This is a genomic window from Streptomyces sp. NPDC051684, assembly GCF_044453445.1.
GTDB lineage: Bacteria > Actinomycetota > Actinomycetes > Streptomycetales > Streptomycetaceae > Streptomyces.
The window spans coordinates 23938-41176 of sequence record NZ_JBITCS010000047.1; the positions used below are offsets into that span (position 1 = coordinate 23938).

At 71.7% G+C, this 17239-nt stretch carries 18 protein-coding genes; 10 read left to right on the forward strand and 8 right to left on the reverse strand.

Annotated features, from left to right (window positions below; genetic code table 11):
• Positions 1-58: 58 nt before the first annotated feature.
• From ACIA8D_RS36695 to ACIA8D_RS36705, 3 genes are all read right to left on the reverse strand, one after another.
• Complete coding sequence (locus ACIA8D_RS36695; protein WP_399238895.1) at positions 59-1276, reverse strand: alpha-hydroxy-acid oxidizing protein; 1218 nt, start codon at positions 1274-1276, stop codon at positions 59-61.
• A 101-nt stretch (positions 1277-1377) separates the two neighbouring features.
• On the reverse strand, positions 1378-2073 hold the full coding sequence (locus tag ACIA8D_RS36700; RefSeq protein WP_399238897.1) for a GAF and ANTAR domain-containing protein: 696 nt from the start codon (positions 2071-2073) through the stop codon (positions 1378-1380).
• Between the two features lie 76 nt (positions 2074-2149).
• The gene (locus tag ACIA8D_RS36705) at positions 2150-2908 is read right to left on the reverse strand and encodes a GAF and ANTAR domain-containing protein (protein WP_399238899.1); all 759 of its coding nucleotides are present in this window, start codon (positions 2906-2908) and stop codon (positions 2150-2152) included.
• Between the two features lie 247 nt (positions 2909-3155).
• Between ACIA8D_RS36705 and ACIA8D_RS36710 the strand changes: the two genes are divergently transcribed.
• The 5 genes from ACIA8D_RS36710 to ACIA8D_RS36730 all read left to right on the forward strand — a co-directional run bounded on the left by ACIA8D_RS36710 (position 3156) and on the right by ACIA8D_RS36730 (position 8144).
• Positions 3156-4490 carry an NAD-dependent succinate-semialdehyde dehydrogenase gene (locus tag ACIA8D_RS36710; protein ID WP_399238901.1) on the forward strand — a complete coding sequence of 445 codons (1335 nt, stop codon included), beginning with the start codon at positions 3156-3158 and terminating at the stop codon, positions 4488-4490.
• A gap of 164 nt (positions 4491-4654) precedes the next feature.
• Positions 4655-5272, forward strand: a complete 618-nt coding sequence (locus ACIA8D_RS36715; protein ID WP_399238903.1) for a TetR/AcrR family transcriptional regulator — start codon at positions 4655-4657, stop codon at positions 5270-5272.
• 146 nt (positions 5273-5418) lie between these two features.
• Positions 5419-6651 carry a cytochrome P450 gene (locus ACIA8D_RS36720; protein ID WP_399238905.1) on the forward strand — a complete coding sequence of 411 codons (1233 nt, stop codon included), beginning with the start codon at positions 5419-5421 and terminating at the stop codon, positions 6649-6651.
• 60 nt (positions 6652-6711) lie between these two features.
• Complete coding sequence (locus ACIA8D_RS36725) at positions 6712-6906, forward strand: ferredoxin (RefSeq protein WP_399238907.1); 195 nt, start codon at positions 6712-6714, stop codon at positions 6904-6906.
• Complete coding sequence (locus tag ACIA8D_RS36730) at positions 6903-8144, forward strand: NAD(P)/FAD-dependent oxidoreductase (RefSeq protein ID WP_399238909.1); 1242 nt, start codon at positions 6903-6905, stop codon at positions 8142-8144. The genes ACIA8D_RS36725 and ACIA8D_RS36730 overlap by 4 nt, the downstream gene beginning before the upstream one ends.
• A gap of 10 nt (positions 8145-8154) precedes the next feature.
• Here the strand turns inward: ACIA8D_RS36730 and ACIA8D_RS36735 are convergent, their stop codons facing one another.
• The 4 genes from ACIA8D_RS36735 to ACIA8D_RS36750 all read right to left on the reverse strand — a co-directional run bounded on the left by ACIA8D_RS36735 (position 8155) and on the right by ACIA8D_RS36750 (position 11419).
• Positions 8155-9336 (reverse strand): putative T7SS-secreted protein, encoded by a 1182-nt coding sequence (locus tag ACIA8D_RS36735; RefSeq protein WP_399238911.1) that lies wholly within the window; start codon positions 9334-9336, stop codon positions 8155-8157.
• Between the two features lie 9 nt (positions 9337-9345).
• Positions 9346-10059, reverse strand: coding sequence for a hypothetical protein (locus tag ACIA8D_RS36740; protein WP_399238913.1), 714 nt, complete (start codon positions 10057-10059; stop codon positions 9346-9348).
• Positions 10046-10336: a hypothetical protein gene (locus ACIA8D_RS36745; RefSeq protein WP_399238915.1), complete on the reverse strand. Its 291-nt coding sequence runs from the start codon at positions 10334-10336 to the stop codon at positions 10046-10048. Before ACIA8D_RS36745 ends, ACIA8D_RS36740 begins: the two co-directional genes overlap by 14 nt.
• A 75-nt stretch (positions 10337-10411) precedes the next feature.
• A complete protein-coding gene (locus ACIA8D_RS36750; RefSeq protein WP_399238917.1) occupies positions 10412-11419 on the reverse strand; it encodes an asparaginase in 1008 nt (335 codons plus the stop codon).
• Positions 11420-11651: 232 nt separating this feature from the next.
• Here ACIA8D_RS36750 and ACIA8D_RS36755 point away from each other — a divergent pair, with 232 nt between their 5' ends.
• From ACIA8D_RS36755 to nhaC, 3 genes are all read left to right on the forward strand, one after another.
• On the forward strand, positions 11652-12368 hold the full coding sequence (locus tag ACIA8D_RS36755) for a GntR family transcriptional regulator (protein WP_399238919.1): 717 nt from the start codon (positions 11652-11654) through the stop codon (positions 12366-12368).
• Entirely contained in the window at positions 12365-13489 is a 1125-nt protein-coding gene (locus ACIA8D_RS36760) for a P1 family peptidase (protein WP_399238921.1), read from the forward strand. The genes ACIA8D_RS36755 and ACIA8D_RS36760 overlap by 4 nt, the downstream gene beginning before the upstream one ends.
• Before the next feature lie 123 nt (positions 13490-13612).
• Positions 13613-15106: a Na+/H+ antiporter NhaC gene (gene nhaC, locus ACIA8D_RS36765; RefSeq protein ID WP_399238923.1), complete on the forward strand. Its 1494-nt coding sequence runs from the start codon at positions 13613-13615 to the stop codon at positions 15104-15106.
• Between the two features lie 73 nt (positions 15107-15179).
• Here the strand turns inward: nhaC and ACIA8D_RS36770 are convergent, their stop codons facing one another.
• Entirely contained in the window at positions 15180-15623 is a 444-nt protein-coding gene (locus ACIA8D_RS36770) for an anthrone oxygenase family protein (RefSeq protein WP_399238925.1), read from the reverse strand.
• 95 nt (positions 15624-15718) lie between these two features.
• Between ACIA8D_RS36770 and ACIA8D_RS36775 the strand changes: the two genes are divergently transcribed.
• Positions 15719-16297: a TetR/AcrR family transcriptional regulator gene (locus ACIA8D_RS36775; RefSeq protein WP_399238927.1), complete on the forward strand. Its 579-nt coding sequence runs from the start codon at positions 15719-15721 to the stop codon at positions 16295-16297.
• Positions 16298-16435: 138 nt separating this feature from the next.
• A complete protein-coding gene (locus ACIA8D_RS36780; RefSeq protein ID WP_399238929.1) occupies positions 16436-17239 on the forward strand; it encodes an IclR family transcriptional regulator in 804 nt (267 codons plus the stop codon).

Sequence of the window (17239 nt, forward strand, 5' to 3'; positions counted from 1 at the left end):
CGGCCCGTTCCGAGGGTGAGCGGCGGACCGCGCCGGTCACCCTCGGCGGCCACCCGCGTCAGCCCGTGTGCCGCGTGCGCAGGAGATGCGGGCCGAGGTCGGCGATCGTCGCCGCCCCGATCAGCTGCATGGTCACCTCGATCTCCCTCGCGAGCAGTTCGACGGCCCGCGACACACCTTCGCGGCCGCCGGCCATCAGCCCGTACAGATAGGCCCGCCCGATGAGGGTGAAGTCGGCTCCCGCGCACAGCGCGGCGACAATGTCGGCGCCGGACATGATGCCGGAGTCGAGGATGATCTCCACGTCCTCGCCGGCCTCGGCCCGCACCTCGGGCAGGGCGTGGAACGAGACGGGCGCACGGTCGAGTTGGCGTCCACCGTGGTTGGACACGACGAGCCCGTCGGCGCCGGCGTCGAGCGCGCGGCGGGTGTCCTCCGCGGTGAGGACGCCCTTGACGAACAGCTTCCCCGGCCACTGGGACCTGATCCACTCCAGGTCCTCGATGGACAGGGTCGGGTCGAACATCTCGTTGATGAGGCTGGGAAGGTCCTGGCTGGTGCCGGACAGCGAGGCGAAGCTGAGCGGGTCGGTGGTGAGGAAGTTGAACCACCACTCGGGCCGGTACGAGGCGTCGAGCACGGTCTTGAGGGTGAGCCTCGGCGGGATGACCATGCCGTTGCGGTTGTCGCGCAGCCGCTGCCCCGCCACCGGTGTGTCCACGGTGACCAGCAGCGTGTCGAAGCCGCTCGCCGTGGCCCGCTTCAGGAGGTCGAGCGACTTCTCGCGGTCCTTCCAGAGGTAGAGCTGGAACCAGCGGCGCCCCTCCGGTGCCGCGGCGGCGACCTGTTCGAGCGAGCGGGTGCCCATCGTGGACAGCGAGAACGGGATGCCCGCCGCGGCGGCCGCGGTCGCTCCGGCGTCCTCCCCCTCGGCGTGCATGAAGCGGGTGAATCCGGTGGGCGCGATCCCGAAGGGCAGCTCGGACGACGCGCCCGCGATCTCCGTGCTCAGGTCCACCTTCTCGGTCCCGTGCAGGATCCGCGGCAGCAGCACGACCTCGTCGAACGCCCTGCGCGCCCGACGCACCGTCAACTCGCGCTGCGCCGCGCCGTCCACGTAGTCGAACGCCGGGCGGGGTGTGCGGCGCCTGGCTATCGACCTGAGGTCCCATACGTCGGCGGCCTTCCCGAGCCGGGCGGCACGCCTGTCGGGGTTGAACCCGTCGAACTTCAGCAGGGGGCGCAGCTCGGAGATCTGGGGCAGTCGGTGTTTCACGGGGGCTCCCGGGATGCGTGACGGATGCGGCCAGGTGGGGCCGTGACGACGGGCGACGCGCCGTCGACGGCAACGTACGGGTCCATGATCCGGCACCGGCGTCAGGGAGACGGCATGTCCAGGTCGACCCGATGGTGGACGACGTCGTGTGCGACCTCGTGGAGCGGGCGGTTGCTCATGAAGGCGTACGCGCGCAGCCGGATGAGGGCCTGGTCGAGGGGGACGCCGAGGTGGACGGTGAGCGCGCCGGTCGCCTGGTGGACGACGGCTCGGTGCAGGGGCAGCGGTTGGCCGGACCGCATGTCGTTGATGCCCTCGGGATGGGTGAGGATCGACACGGCGCCTTCGGCGAGGGCGAGGAACTGGCCCATCTGTGTGCGGGTGAGCGGCCCAGGGGCGGCGCGGTGACCGGTCAGCGCGCCGAGCCGGGTGGCTCCCAGGTTGAGCGCCACGGCGTGGACGGCACGCGGCGGGCCGACGCGGGCGGCGGGCAGCAGGGCGGGCCAGCGTTCCTCGGGCACGGTGTGCAGGTCCGGGACGAGCACGGGTTCACCGGTGCGCACGGTGTCATGGGTGGGTCCCTCGCCGAGGGTGAACTCGAGGTCCTCGAAGGCCACTGCGGCGGTGTGGGACGGGTCGTACCAGACGAGTTCGAGGCCGGACTTGTTGAGCAGGCACAGGGTGAGGCCGTCGAGGCCGAGCGCGTGCGCGCAGGCTGCGGGGGCGAGCGCGCTCAGGCCCTGACCCGTGTGGGCGGCGGCCAGCAGGGCAGGGATGTCGGGAGAGGCTGCGGACACCGGGTGGGCACTCCTTGGCTGTGGGCGGTGGGACGCCGGTGGCGTGGGCCGCAGGACGCGTCGGCGGCGGAACTGTTCAAAGGCGCTGCTGCCTGTTCGGGGGCGGTGTGAACTCCTCGGCGGGGATGTGGCCCTCGACCACGCGCTGACACAGCTGGGTCAGCGAGGTCCGTCGGCTGCGGGCGCGGGCCCGCAGCCGCTCGAAGGCGGTGTCGGGAGTGACACCGAGCCGTGCCCCGAGGGCGCCCTTGGCCTGTTCGATGACGATGCGGCTGTTGAGCGCGGTCTGCAGTTGACCGACCCGTTCGACCTGGTCCTGGGAGAGGCGGTGGTGCAGGATGCCGATGGTCGCGGCGTCCGCCAGGGACTGGCCCAGGCGCAGGGCCGCCGGGTGGAGGGCGTCGGACCGGTCGTGGAACATGTTGACCGCGCCGATCACCTCCTCGCGCAGCCGCAGCGGCACCGCGGCCACGGTCTCGAAGTCGACCGCGCGGGCGGCCTTGGTGAACCGGGGCCAGCGTTCGGCGGCGGCGGGAAGCGTCAGGTCCACGGGGCCGACCGGCTCATGTCCCTGGCAGCATTCCTTGCACGGGCCCTCGTCGAACTCGACCTGCTTCTCTTCGAGTTGGTGGGCCGCGTGGGTGGACGCGGTCACGTCCACCAGGCGGTCCTGGGCGTCGACCATGACGACCCCGATCGCCGTCACGTCCAGCAACGCGCGCATGTGGTCGGTCAGTACGTGCAGGAAGTCCATCAGGTAGAAGCCGTCCCTGAGGGTGTCGGCCAGCTCCAGGAACGCCCGCGCGAGCCGTTCGTCCCGCTCCCACTGCGCCATCACGCAGCCTCCTTCCGCCCCGAATGTCGGTCGGCCCGGCCACCGTCGCGGCAGTGCCAGTGTCCCGTACGGCCCCGCTGACCGGAACCGGATCGGCGCATGTCGGCCAACGGCCGCGAAGAAGTCCGGTCGGCCGCCGCGATCCGCCACGTCCCGGAGCCGTAGGGTTCTTCTCGTCGGCCTCGCGGCACGTGAGGACCGCTCGGCCGACTGGTTCCTTGCCCCCTCGCACTCTTCTGGAGATTCGATGTACGCAGTCACCGACCCGGCCACCGGCGAGATCGTCGAGACCTACCCCACCGCCACCGACGCCGAGGTGACCGCGGCCGTGGACGCCGCGCACCAGGCCGCCGCGTGGGGGCGCACCAGCACCGTCGCGGACCGCGCCGCGCTCCTGCGCCGCCTCGGCGACCTGCACGCCGAGCACCGCACCGAGCTGGCCGACAGCATCGTGCGGGAGATGGGCAAGCCGCGCGAGGAGGCCGAGGGGGAGGTCGACTTCTGCGTGGACATCTACCACTACTACGCCGACCACGCCGAGGAATTCCTCGCCGACGAGGCGCTGAACGTCACCTCCGGTCCCGGCCGGGCCGTACTGCGCCGCAGCCCGGTCGGCGCGCTCCTCGGCATCATGCCGTGGAACTTCCCCGCCTACCAGATCGCCCGGTTCGCCGCCCCGAACCTCGCCATCGGCAACACCATCGTCCTCAAGCACGCCCCGCAGTGCCCCGGCACGGCGGCGCTCCTGCAGAAGCTGTTCCTCGAGGCGGGCTTCCCGACGGGTGCGTACGTCAATGTCTACGCCACCAACGAGCAGATCGCCGACGTCATCGCCGACCCGCGCATCCAGGGCGTCTCGCTCACGGGCTCGGAGCGCGCGGGCGCGGCGGTCGCCGAGATCGCCGGGCGGAACCTGAAGAAGGTCGTCCTCGAGCTCGGCGGCTCCGACCCGTTCGTCGTGCTGTCCACCGACGACCTCGACGCGGTCGTGGACTCCGCGGTCGCCGCCCGCCTCGACAACACCGGTCAGGCCTGCAACGCGGCCAAGCGCTTCATCGTCGTCGACGGTCTCTACGACGCGTTCGTGGAGAAGTTCACCGCGAAGCTGCTCGCCGACCAGACCGGCGCCCCGCTGTCCTCCGTGACCGCGGCCGACACCCTGGAGCGCCAGGTCGCCGCGGCCGTCGCCGAGGGCGCCACGCTGCACTCCGAGGGCAAGCGCGACGGCGCCCACTACCCGGCCGGCGTCCTCACCGGTCTGACCACCGAGAACGCCACGGCCCGACAGGAACTTTTCGGCCCCGTCGCCATGGTCTTCAAGGCCGCCGACGAGAACGACGCCCTGCGGATCGCCAACGACACCCCGTACGGTCTCGGTTCCTACGTCTTCACGAACGACGCCGCCCAGGCCGAGCGGGTGGCGCACGGCATCGAGGCCGGCATGGTCTTCGTCAACGGCGTCGGCGCCGAGGGGGCCGAGCTCTCCTTCGGAGGCGTCAAGCGCTCCGGCTTCGGCCGCGAGCTGGGCCGCCCTGGCATCGAGGAGTTCGTGAACAAGAAGCTCATCCGCACCGTCGCGTAGGTGTCGGGACAGGCGTAGGGCCTGTCGGAGTGCGGTGGGGGGGGGGGGGGGGGGGGGGGGGGGGGGGCCCCCCCGGGGGGGGGGGGGGGGGGGGGGGGGGGGGGGGGGGGGGGCGGGGCGGCCCGGCCCCCCCCCCCCCCCCCCCACCGGTGGAGGGGCGCGGGATGAGTGACGGGTTCAAGCGGCGCGAGCAGAGCCAATGGGGCGAGGGGGCGGCTCTCAAGGACGAGATCCTGAGAACCGCGGCGCGGCTGCTGATGGAGTCGAGCAGGGAAGGGGATCTGTCGCTGCGGGCGGTGGCCCGTGAGGTGGGCATCTCCGCGCCCAGCATCTATCTGCACTTCAAGAATCGGGCGGAGCTGGTGGCCGCGCTCACCGGGCGCGCCTGCCGGCGGCTGGTCGCGGAGTTGTGCGCTGCCAGGGACGCCGCCGCGGACGAGGACCCGCGTGCCGCACTGCGGACGATGGCGCGGCACTACTGCGCCTACGCGTTGGACAACCCGCGCGTGTACCACCTGATGTTCGGCATCGAGCGGATCCAGGTGCCCCGCGAGGACGCCGCTCCGCACCCGATGCGCGAGGTGCTCCAGGTGTGGCTCGACGCGGTGTCCGCGCTGGGGCACGGCGAAGCGGGCCCGGGCGACGAGCGGTTGGCCGTGCTGCTGTGGGTCTCGCTGCACGGCATCGTGTCCATGGCCGTGGCGCTGCCGTTCCCCACCGACCGGCAGTCGGTGCTCACGCGGGTGGACGACCTGCTGGAGCTGCTGCCCTCCCGGGTGTGAAGTCCGTACCGCCGGAACGCTCTTGGCGGGAGACGGCCGAATAACGACGTTTCGACGGGGCGAACCCGATCACATGATTGCCCTAGGCACCTAACGCTGTTAGGTGTGTGGGGGAAGCAACTCCTTTCCCCCACGGAGGCACCCCCATGATCGAGGCCCCCACCGACACGACGGTCGCCCTTCTCCACCACCCGAGCCCGCGCGCGGCCGGCTGCCCCTTCGACCCGCCGCCGGCCCTGCACGCCACGCAGTCCGAGCCGACGCTGTCCCGCGTACGCATCTGGGACGGCAGCAGCCCGTGGCTGGTCACCCGCTACGACCAGCTGCGCATGCTGCTCGGCGACCCTCGTGTGAGCGCGGACGTCAACGGGCCCGGCTACCCCCATCGTTCGGCCGGCCAGAAGGCCGGCTCCCAGGCCCGCCGCACGTTCCTGAACATGGACGACCCCGAGCACGCGCGGATCCGGCGCATGGTGACCGCGCCCTTCGCCGTCAAGAAGGTGGAGGCGCTGCGGCCCTCGGTCCAGAAGATCGTCGACGGCCTGATCGACGAGATGCTCGCCGGGCCGAAGCCGGTCGACCTGGTGCAGGCGTTCGCCCTGCCGGTGCCCAGCCTCGTGATCTGCGAACTGCTCGGCGTGCCCTACGAGGACCACGACCTGTTCCAGCGCAACACCAAGGTCATCGTCAAGCGCGACTCCGTGCCCGAGGAGACCGTCGCCGCCACCACGGCCCTCGCGGACTACCTGGAGGACCTGCTCGCGGCCAAGGAGGCCCGGCCGCAGGACGATCTGCTCTCCGAGCTCGCGACCAAGCGGGTGGCCACCGGGGAGATGACACGGCGCGAGGCCGCGCACATGGGTGTCCTGCTCCTCGCCGCAGGGCACGAGACCACCGCCAACATGATCGCCCTGGGCACCCTCGCCCTGCTCGAACACCCCGACCAACTGGCCGCGCTGCGCGGCACGGAGGACCCCAAGGCGGTCTCCGGGGCGGTCGAGGAGCTGCTGCGCTACCTCAACATCACGCACTCCGGCCGCCGCCGGGTGGCGCTGGCGGACATCGAGATCGACGGCCAGGTCATCCGCGCCGGCGAGGGAATCGTCCTCGCCAACGAGGTCGCCAACCGCGACCCGCGGGCCTTCGCCGGGAACCCGGACGAGCTCGACCTCACCCGCGACTCCCGCCGGCACGTCGCCTTCGGCTACGGCGTGCACCAGTGCCTGGGACAGCCGCTGGCCCGCGTCGAACTCCAGGTCGTCTACAGCACCCTGTACCGGCGCATCCCCACCCTGGCCCTCGCCACCGGCTTCGACCAGTTGGAGTTCAAGCACGACGGCCTGGTGTACGGGGTCTACGAACTCCCGGTCACCTGGTAGCCCTTCGCCGCCCCTGCGCACCACGTACCTCCACCCCCTCTCAGAGAAGCGAGAAGCACCATGCACGTCACCGTGGACCAGCCCAAATGCGTCGCCTCCGGCCAGTGCGTCATGCTCGCCCCCGAGGTCTTCGACCAGGACGACGACGGCGTCGTCGAGCTGCTGACCGCCACCCCCGGCGCCGAACACCACGAGGACGTCAGGGAGTCGGCCGCCGTCTGCCCCGCCGCCGCCATCCACCTGGCCGACCAGTGACGACCGCTCGTCCGCCGCGCCGGATCGTGATCGCCGGCGCCTCGGCGGCCGGCCTCGCCGCCGCGGAGACGCTGCGCCGCGAGGGCTACGACGGTGCGATCAGCCTCGTCGGCCGCGAGCCGCACCATCCCTACGACCGGCCCCCGCTGTCCAAGCAGGTCCTCTCCGGCGACTGGGACGCCGAACGGGCCACGCTGCGGCCCGCGGCCGACCTGGCCGCCCTCGACCTGGACCTGCGCCTGGGCACCACCGCCACGGCCCTCTCCACCGAGCGCCGTGTCGTCACCCTGTCCGACGGCACCGAGCTCGACTACGACGGCCTCGTCGTCGCCACCGGCGTACGCCCACGAAGACTGCCGCAGTGCGGACTGCCCGGCGTGCACGTACTGCGCGACCTGGAGGACGCGCTCGCCCTGCGGGACCGGCTGGGCCCGGGCCGCCGACTCGTCGTGGTCGGCGCCGGGTTCCTCGGCGCCGAAGTCGCCTCTTCCGCGCGCGCGTTGGGGACACGGGTGACACTCGTCGAGCCCGCCCCGCTCCCCCTCGCCCACGCGGTCGGCCACGACGTGGGCGCCCACCTGGCGCGGGTGCACCGCGACCACGGCGTGGACCTGCGCACCGGCATCAAGGTCGACGAGTTCGTGACCGAAGCGGCCCGCGTGACCGGCGTCCGGCTGTCCGACGGGACAGTGGTCCCGGCCGACGACGTACTGGTGGCCATCGGCTCCGAACCCAACACCGAATGGCTCGCCGACAGCGGACTGCACTTGGCAGACGGTGTGGTGTGCGACCAGTACTCGGCCGCCGCTCCCGGTGTGTACGCGGCCGGGGACGTCGCCCGCTGGCACAACCCGCTGTTCGGCACGAGCATGCGCGTCGAACACCGCACCAACGCCGCCGAGCAGGGCATGGCCGCCGCCCGCAACCTGCTCCGCCCGGATGCGCCCGGGCCGTTCGCGCCGGTCCCCTACTTCTGGTCCGACCAGCACGGTCTCAAGATCCAGGCGTACGGGCACCTGCGGGGCCACGACGAGGCGCGCGTCGTGGCGGGGGCCCTGCCGGAGGGACGCTTCCTCGTCGCCTACCGCACCGGCACGGCCCTGACCGGAGCGCTGGCCATCGGCATGCCGCCCAAGGAGCTGCGACGGTGGCGCACGGCCATCGCCGCGCGCGCCGACTGGCACGCCGAGGTGACGCCGTCCGCATCCGCCGCCGACTCCCTCGCCGAACGGAGCTGATGCCCCGCCCTCAAGCCTGCACGATTCCCCCGTCCACCTTCCCCGAGAGGCCGAGCCCCCAGATCAGACCGCCGATTCCGGTGGCGAGGCCGAGGCCGTCCAGGATGCCTTCCATGACGCTCAGCGCGGGCGCGGGGGCGGCAGGCCTCGTCGCGGTGTTGACGACCCTGGCCGCTCCCGCGAGGACGTCCAACTCGAGCTGCGGCGCGGTCACGAAGACCTGGGTCGGCTTCCAGGTGAAGAAGTTCTTGACCCAGTCCCCGATGCCGACCGAGGCCTTTCCGAGGCTGCCGACGCCCACGTACCCCTTGAGGATGGAGAAGCCGCCCGCGGCGAGCCCCACCGTTCCCATGACGAGGCTCGGGATGTCCCATTTCCCCGTGTCGAAGCCCTTCCCGATCGTCAGGCCGAGCGAGGCCGCCCCGAAGACGACCGAGCCGATGGCCAGGGCGATGCCGATCGGGCCGCTGATGAACATGGCGATGACACCGAGGACGGTCCCGATCACGGAGAAGATCGAGTTCAGGAGGTCGCCGATCCGGTCCCAGAAATTCTTGCCCTCGACCGCCTCGCCCTCCGCGTCCTCCAACGCCCGCTTGGCGACGCCCGCGTCGGACGTGCGCAGCTCCTCGGCGTCGACGGCGAGCATCCGGGCCGCCTCCAGGTCCGACTCCGCGGACTCGACGGAACGCTGGGCCTCGCTCTCCGCCTCCCGCGCGTCGGCGAGGGCGGTGCGGGCGCTGCTGCGGGCCTGCTGGTCGTCCGGCGGCGGCTGCTCGGCGCTGTCGAGGCGCTTCACGTGGGCGCTCGCGGCGGACGCGACGTCGGTGGCCGAGTCCAGGCGGTCCTTGGCCTCGCGGCCCTTTTCAAGCGCCCGATCCGCCTGGTCCTGCGTCTCCTTGAGCTGCCCGGCGTACGTGGCGACCGCGGCGGCCGCCGCCTCGTAGGACGAGTGCAACTTGCCCACCTGCTTGGGCAGTTCGCCGAGCTGGGTCCGCAGCTTCTCCATGGACTCGCCCTCACCGAGCTCGTCGGAGTCCAGGCGGCTGACGACGGAGTGGGCGGAGTGGGCGTCGTGGGAGATGGAGCGGTACTCCGCGGCGAGGTTCTCCAGGATCTCCGGGTCGCCGGGTGTCGGGTCCTGCGAGAAGCCGAACACCGATTCCCATTCGGCCAGCGGTGGCCGTGTCATGACGGAACCTCACTTCCCGTTCTCGGCGCCGACGTCTGCCGGCTCCTCGTCGTCGTGGAACCGGAACGTCTCGGCGATGGCGTCGAAGACCTCGAAGAACTTCGCCGCCAGAGCGATGTTGGGCGTCGTACCGGCGAGGATCATCAGCTCCCGGCTCGACGGCACCGGGATCACGACCTGGTGCACGGCGGTACGGACGGTGGCCCGGCCGAAGTAGTCGAAGTCCTCGACCGAGGTCATCCGCCCCACGCTGCCCACCTCGGGCAGCTCCATGATCTCGACGCGGTTCAGCTCGGAGTGCCGGCCCACCGAGGTCCGACTGTTGCGCATGCCCGCGGCGAGCATCATCTGCGTGAGCTCGGTGGCCTCGCCGTCGGGGATCCGGGCGCGCAGCACCATCGCCGTGGCGTTCAGCGTGCTGCCGTCGCGCAGGAAGCCGAGCATGTAGCCGACCTGGAGGGCGCCTTGGCCGTATGCCTCGCGGGCGCTCCTGCGGGTGTCCCGGATCAGGCTGTCCACCTGCTCGCGGTCGACGTCGAGGCCCTTCGCCTGCTCCTCGATACGGCGCCGGATCGCCGTGTCCCTGATGTTCGGGTCGAGATCGAGATGGGTCCAGCTGGACGGGTAGTTCAGCGTGTAGCGCGCGGGTGCGCCCTGCGGCCGCTCGCCCACGGGCAGCAGCCCCGGCTGCCCGCCCCCGTCCTGCGTCTCAAGCGGTGTCATCCAGTGCCTTCGTAGCGTCGTTGTCGGTGTCGGTGAAGTTGTCGACGATGCCCTGCGCGGCCTCCTTGAACGTGTCCACGTTGTCCTGGACCCGCTCGTGTCCGGCCGTCCACGCCGTGTCGAAGCCGTTGACGGCCCCGGTGAGGCCGGAGTCGCCCACGTCCTCGTCCGATCCCACATTGCCCAACTTCGCGGTCTTGCCGATCCGTTCGCGGATGTCCCGCAGGGCGTCCATGGTGTCGGCGAGATCGTCCACCGGAATGTGGATGCGCGACATGGGGCTCCCTTCTCTCGTCTCCCGCGGACGGTGATCCGCGCACACCGGGCTCTACGAGCTACCTGGCCAGGCGGTTCACGCCCGCTGCGCGGCGGTGCTCAGGACGGTCGACGGGCGCACCGCTCCCACGGGTTCGCCGTGCCCGAGGACGGGTGCCTCGCTCAGCTCCGCGAGGCGCGGGTCGGCGTCCACGTCGACCCCGAGGTGGCGCAGCGCGGCGGTCATCACCACGGGGCGCGGCCGCTGGGCGCCGTCCGCGATCTTGAGGGCGACGGCGGAACCGTCCGGGCGGGCGAGGGCGTAGACGCCTTCCGCCCCGTCCTTGGCGACGACGCCGGGGAGCGCCCGCATGAGGGTGGTGACGTCGCGGCCCGTGCCGCCCACGTACTCGGGGTGGGTGTTCATCGCGGTGGCCACGCGGTGTTCGTGGCTGCCTTCGGCGGCGGTCGCGATCCTCGCGAAGGCGCGGGCCAGCCCGGTGAGGGTGAGTGCGAACAGCGGGGCGCCGCAGCCGTCGACCCCGACCGCCGTCGCCTTCTCCCCCGCGAGGTCCTCCAGTGCGTCGCGCAGCGCGAGTTGCAGGGGGTGGGCGGGGGCGAGGTAGTCGTCGACGGACCAGCCCGCAGCGACGCAGGTGGCGAGCATCGCCGCGTGCTTGCCGGAGCAGTTCATGGTGATGCGGCTTGGGCCGAGCCCGGCGGCGAGGTGCGCGGGCTGCGCGTCCGCGCCGATGGGCAGGGCCGCGGTGCACCGCAGGGCGTCCTCGGTCAGTCCTGCTCCGGCGAGGATCCGGCGGACGCCGTCGAGGTGGAAGGCCTCGCCGGAGTGGCTGGCGCAGGCGAGGGCGAGGAGTTCGCCGTCGAGGTCGAGGCCGGCGCGGAGCATGCCGACGGCCTGGAGCGGCTTGTTGGACGACCGCGGGTACATGGGGCTGTCGACGGGGCCGGCCGACAGCACGGCGGCGCCGTCCGCGTCGAGCGCCACGACCGAGCCGTGGTGCACGGATTCGAGGAAGTCACCACGCCACACCTCCGCGAGCACGGGCCAGTCGGGCGTGGAGTTGCTGGGGGCTGCGGCGGTCATGAGCGTCCTTCGGTGTCGAGGTCGGTGGTGCGGGGCCGTGGCGGTGAACACGACGGTTCTCACGACTCCCACGGCCCTACAAGTGTCGACAGTTATCAGCTTCAGCGAGAAGTGTCGACAGTTGTCCGCCATGAAAGACGGCCACCAGGAAGCCTTGACACGGAGTTCGGGACGCCTGTCCACTGACCACTGTCGACACTTCAGCAGCGCTCTTCGTCCCTCGGAGGTTCCCGTGACCGGACTGGTTCACCGTCGCCTGGCGGGTCAGGTGGCAGAGATGCTGCGCGAGCAGATCCTCACCGGCGTCCTGCCCTCCGGCTCCCGCCTCAACGAGGTGGAGATCGCCCGCGATCTGGGCATCAGCCGCAGTCCGCTGCGCGAGGCCATCGGTCAGCTGGTGAGCGACGGGCTCCTGGTGCACGTGCCCAACAAGGGCGCGGCCGTCTTCACGGCGGGCCCCGAGGACGTGGCGGCCCTGTTCGAGCTGCGCTCGGCGCTGGAGTGCCGGGCGGCGCGGCTTGCCGCGCTCCGCAGGCAGCCCAAGGAGGTGGTCCGGCTGCGCAAGGTGTGCGAACGCTCCCGCAAGGCACGCGAGACGGGGCGCAAACTCCCCTACAACCTGGACCTCGAATTCCACCGTTCGCTGATGGAGGCCGCGCACAGCCCCCGCATCGCGGAGCAGGTCTGGCTGGTGCAGCAGCAGGTGATCGTGCTGCGCAGCGGACTGATGTCGCGGCCCGCGCACACGGAGGCCTCGCTGAGCGACCACGAGGCGATGGCCGAGGCGGTCGCGGACGGCGACGCCGAGCTGGCCGCGAGCCTGATGGAGGCCCATCTCGCCCTGGTGGAGACCGAGTTGCTGCACTCCACGCAGCCGGACCCGCGGCACACGGACGACGCCGAGGGGGCCACGCCCGCGCGCCGCGCCGGCCGGGCGGAGGCGAAGTGACCCCCCGGCCCCGCCCCCGCGACCTGGGCATCGCCCCGGGCACACTGCCGTCAGGACCGGCGAACTCCCTGACCGACGTACGGGGCGTCCGCGTGGGACACCTCACCCTCCACCACGACGACGGGGCGGGTCCCGCGCGCACGGGTGTGACCGTCGTCGTCCCCGCCACCGGCTCCGTGTTCCGCCACAAACCGGCGGCGGGCCTGGAGGTCGTCAACGGATTCGGCAAGGCCGCCGGACTCAGCCAGGTCGACGAACTCGGCGTCCTGGAAACGCCGTTGGCGCTGACGAACACGCTCGGCGTCGGCGCGGCCTTCGAGGGTCTGGCCCGCCACGCGCTCCAGGGCCACCCGGAGATCGGCGTCTCCACCGGCACCGTCAACCCGGTGGCCTTCGAGTGCAACGACGGCTGGCTCAACGACATACGGGGCCTTCTCGTCCGCCCAGGCCATGTTCTGGACGCTCTGGCCGAGGCGTCCGATGGGCCAGTACCGGAGGGAGCCGTCGGCGCGGGTACCGGCATGGTGTCCTTCGGCTGGAAGGCGGGCATCGGCTCCAGCTCCCGGACCGTCGAAGCCGACGACGGCAGCCGCTTCACCGTGGGCGTCCTCGTGCTCGCCAACTTCGGCCGGGCGGCGGACCTGACGGTGCTCGGCACCCCGGTCGGCCGCCACCTCACACCTGAAAGGGCGTCGGAGCAGGGCGAGTTCGCCCGTGGCGCCGGGTCCTGCATCGTCCTCATCGCCACGGACGCCCCGGCGGACGCCCGTCAGCTGCGGCGCATCGCCAAGCGCGGCTCCGTCGGCCTGGCGCGGACCGGCGGCATCATCCAGCACGGCAGCGGCGAGTACGCCCTGGCCTGGTCCACGGCGAACCGCACACCGCACGTACCGTCCGGGCCGGTTCGCGCCTCCCAGGCACTGGCCGAGGACGGGCCCCTCATGGACCTGATGTTCCGGGCCGCCGCCGAGGCCACGGAGGAAGCCGTCCTCGACTCCCTCTTCGCCGCCCACGCCGTGACCGGCATCCGGGGCCACCACGCCCCCGCGCTGCCCACGGACCGCGTGGCCCAACTCGTCCGCGCGGCCCGGCCGTCGGCGCCGCCGGAGCCCTCGGCGTAGCCCGTCCCTCCCCGAACCTCGCACAGCACACACCACACACCGCACACGGCACCCACCGACCGTCGGCATGCCCGACGGTCCGGTTCGACCTGCCCTCGCCCACCACCCCGGAAAGAGCGAACCATGCCCGAAACCGCTCCGGTCGCGGCTCCGCGCCGGACACCCACGTTCCTCCAGTCCCTCGCCCCGATCGCCGTGATGATCGCGCTGCTGGTGGTCGGCACGGTCTGGCTCGGCCTCGATCCCGTGATCCTGCTGATCGTCGCCTCCAGCTTCGCCGGGGCGTACGCCCTGTGGTTCGGACTGTCCTGGGAGCAGATGCTCGCCGGCATCCGCCGCAAGATCGACTCGACGATGCCCGCGCTCCTGATCCTGATCTCGATCGGCATGCTCACCGGCACCTGGATGATCAGCGGAACGATCCCCATGGTCGTGGACTTCGGCCTCCGGGCGATCGAACCCCACTGGATACTTCCGGTGTCGTTCCTGGTCACCGTGGTCGTCTCCACGCTCACCGGAACGTCATGGGGTTCGGTCGGCACCGTCGGTGTCGCGCTCATCAGCGTGGCGGGCGGCCTCGGTGCCTCGCTGCCCATGACGGCCGGGGCGATCGTCGCGGGCGCCTACTTCGGCGACAAGATGTCACCGCTGTCGGACACCACCAACCTCGCGCCGGTCGTCGCGGGCGCCAACCTCTTCGAGCACATCCGCCATCTCCTGTACACCACGGTGCCCGCCGCGGTCGTGTCACTGGTCGCCTACTTCTTCCTCGGCCTGACCATGCACACGGGTTCGTCGCAGGGCACGGGCCGGCGGACGGAGGAGCTGCTCGGCTTCCTGGGCAAGGCCTTCACGTTCAGCCCGCTCCTGCTGCTGCCGCCCCTGGTGGTCCTGGTGGGTGCGGTGCTGCGCAAGCCGCCGCTGCCGACGATCATCCTGTCGTCGGCGGTGGCCGCGGTCCTCGGCGGTGTGGTGCAGGGCTTCTCCCTGTCCGAGCTGAGCACCGCCGCGTCCGAGGGCTTCAGCACCGACATGCTCACCGCGCACGGCTGGGACCCGCAGGTCATCCCGGAGACCGCCAAGACCCTCCTGGACCGCGGCGGGCTCTCCTCCATGACGAGCGTCGTCCTCATCGGTCTCGCCGGCTTCGCGTTCGCCGGCATCATCACCGAGGCGGGCTTCATGGACGTCCTCATCGCGCGCCTGCTGCACCGTGTGCGGCGCACCGGAGGCATCGTCCTGGCGACCGTCGGTTCCTCGATCGGCGTGGCCCTCGCCACCGGTACCTCGTACCTGACGATCCTGATCCCAGGCGAGGGCTTCAAGCAGGTCTACGCCGACAAGGGGCTCGCGCCCAAGAACCTGTCCCGCACCCTGGAGGACTCCGGCACGGTGATGGTGCCGCTGGTCCCCTGGAGCGAGGCGGCGATGTACATGTCGACGACGCTGGGCGTGGCGACCATCTCGTACGCGCCCTACGCCTTCCTGTGCTACCTGGGCGCCGTGTTCGCGGTGATCTGCGGGTACACCGGCATCGGCATCGCGCGCAGTGGCACGGGGCCGACGTCCCGACCCACGCCCGCGGAACCGGCCACCATCACCGCCGCCGTCTCCTGATTCCCCCTGCGGCGGCGAACAACCGCCGGGGCCGGCCGCCCCTGCGGTCGGATCGTGGATGGCGCCCATGGCCTCAGGCGAGGGCGGCGACCAGCAGGGCGAACGCGGCGATGATGACGGCGACGCGAACGTAGTGCCAGCGGTCCCAACGGTTGAGCTGTTCCTTCCAGTCGGAGGGCCGGTCGCCGGTGGTCCATGCCTTGACCCGGTTGTTGATCGGGACGAGCACCACGAGCGACATGATCACGCTGACGATCAGCAGGCCGGCGGCCGCGACGACGAGGCCGGCGCCCCGATGCCATCCGGCGACGGCCCAGACCCCGACGAGGACGAGCGAACCGATGTACCAGAACGGCATCACGGCGCCGCCCAGCCGGGCCCCGTGAACACGAGCGCGCAGGCCGCTGTCGCCGGGGAGTGCGTTGAGGATCGGGTTGCTGAAGGCGGGGACGGAGAACTCCACCCCCACCATCACGCCGACGATCACGGTGGTGACGATCTCAAGTGCGTTGAGCATGGTGCCCCCTCTTGAGAGATATCTAGCAGCGCTAGATGATGGGGCAATGCTAGCTCTACTGCCGCTCGGTTGTCTAGCGGTGCTAGCATCGGGTCATGTCGGTACAGGAACGCAAGGAGCGTGAACGCGCGAGCCGCGAGCGGCTCATCGTGGCGACGGCCCGCGAACTCGCCGAGCGGCAGGGCTGGGACGCGGTCACCACCCGAAAGCTGGCCGAGCGCATCGAATACAGCCAGCCCGTCCTCTACAGCCACTTCCGGGGCAAGCGCGAGATCATCGGCGCCGTCGCCCTCGACGGCGCCGCCGAACTTGCGGCCGCCGTGCGGTCAGCAGCCGCCGACGCGAACGGACCGCGTCAGCGAGTCGCCGCCCTCGCCCGCGCCTATCTGGACTTCGCCGCGAGCAACCCGGCGGTCTACGACGCCATGTTCCAGCTCGACGGCGGCCTGACGTTCGCGCAGGAGGACACCCCGGCGCCGTTGAAGGACGCTTTCGCCGCCCTGCTGGAGACCCTCGCCGAGGTCGCCGGCGGCGACGTCCACCCGGCGGTCTTCACGGAGGTGTTCTGGGCGTCCCTCCACGGTCTCGCGACTCTGACCAGGGCGGGCCGACTGCCGTCGGCGTACGCCGAACAACGCCTGGAACTGCTGGTGGACCGGCTCGCCGTGCTCTGAGCCGTCATCCCGACGGATCCGCAGATCAGCGGCCGTCTCTCGCACCGGACAGGTCTCGTACCACCGCGATGGCTGTTCTAGTCTGGCCGCGCCGCCGACCGGCCCGCTGGTCGCCGTACCGGGCCGAGAAGAGAAGACATGTCCAGGGCTGTTCCGCACGATTCCGACGAGACACCGCCGACCGCGCGCGCCGCGGCCTCCGGCGCCGGTGTGTCGTTCCAGCGCGGGCTGAGCGTGCTCATCAGTGTCGCCGAGTCCGGGGAGACACGTGTCGAGCAGATCGCGGCGGACGCGGGGATCCCGGTGAGCACGGTGTACCGGTACCTGCGCACACTGCGGGCGTTCGACCTCGTGGAGGAGCGGTCGGGTACCTACGTTCCCGGGTGGCGGCTCCTGGAGCTGTCGGGCCAGCATCTGACGCACACCCGGCTCGTGGAGCTCGGGCACCCGCTGCTTCAGGAGCTGACGGACGCCACCGGGGAGACGGCCGTGCTGACCGTGCGGGTCGGCTCGCAGGCGATGTGTCTGCGCCAGACGCAGTCGCCGCACGCGATCCGTATGGCGTTCCGGATCAACCAGCTGCTGCCGCTCTACGCGGGGGCGGGGCAGCGCATCCTGCTGGCGCACGCGCCCCGTCCGGTGATCGAGCGGGTGCTCGGCCGGCCGATGCGTACGATCACCGCGCACACCCCCGACCGCGGCCGGCTGGCCCGGGAGATGGAGCGCATCCGCGGCAGCGGCTTCCTCATCTCGCAGGGCGAGTTGAACGAGGGCGCTGTCGCCGTCGCGGTGCCGGTGACCGCGACGGGCGAGGTGGTGTGCGCGCTGACGGTGGCCGGGCCCGACGCACGGTGCGGCCCCGCCTGGCGGCGGCAGGCCCGCGACCGGCTTCAGGCCGCGAGCACCCGCCTGTCGGAGATCCTGGAATACGGGTCCGAATGA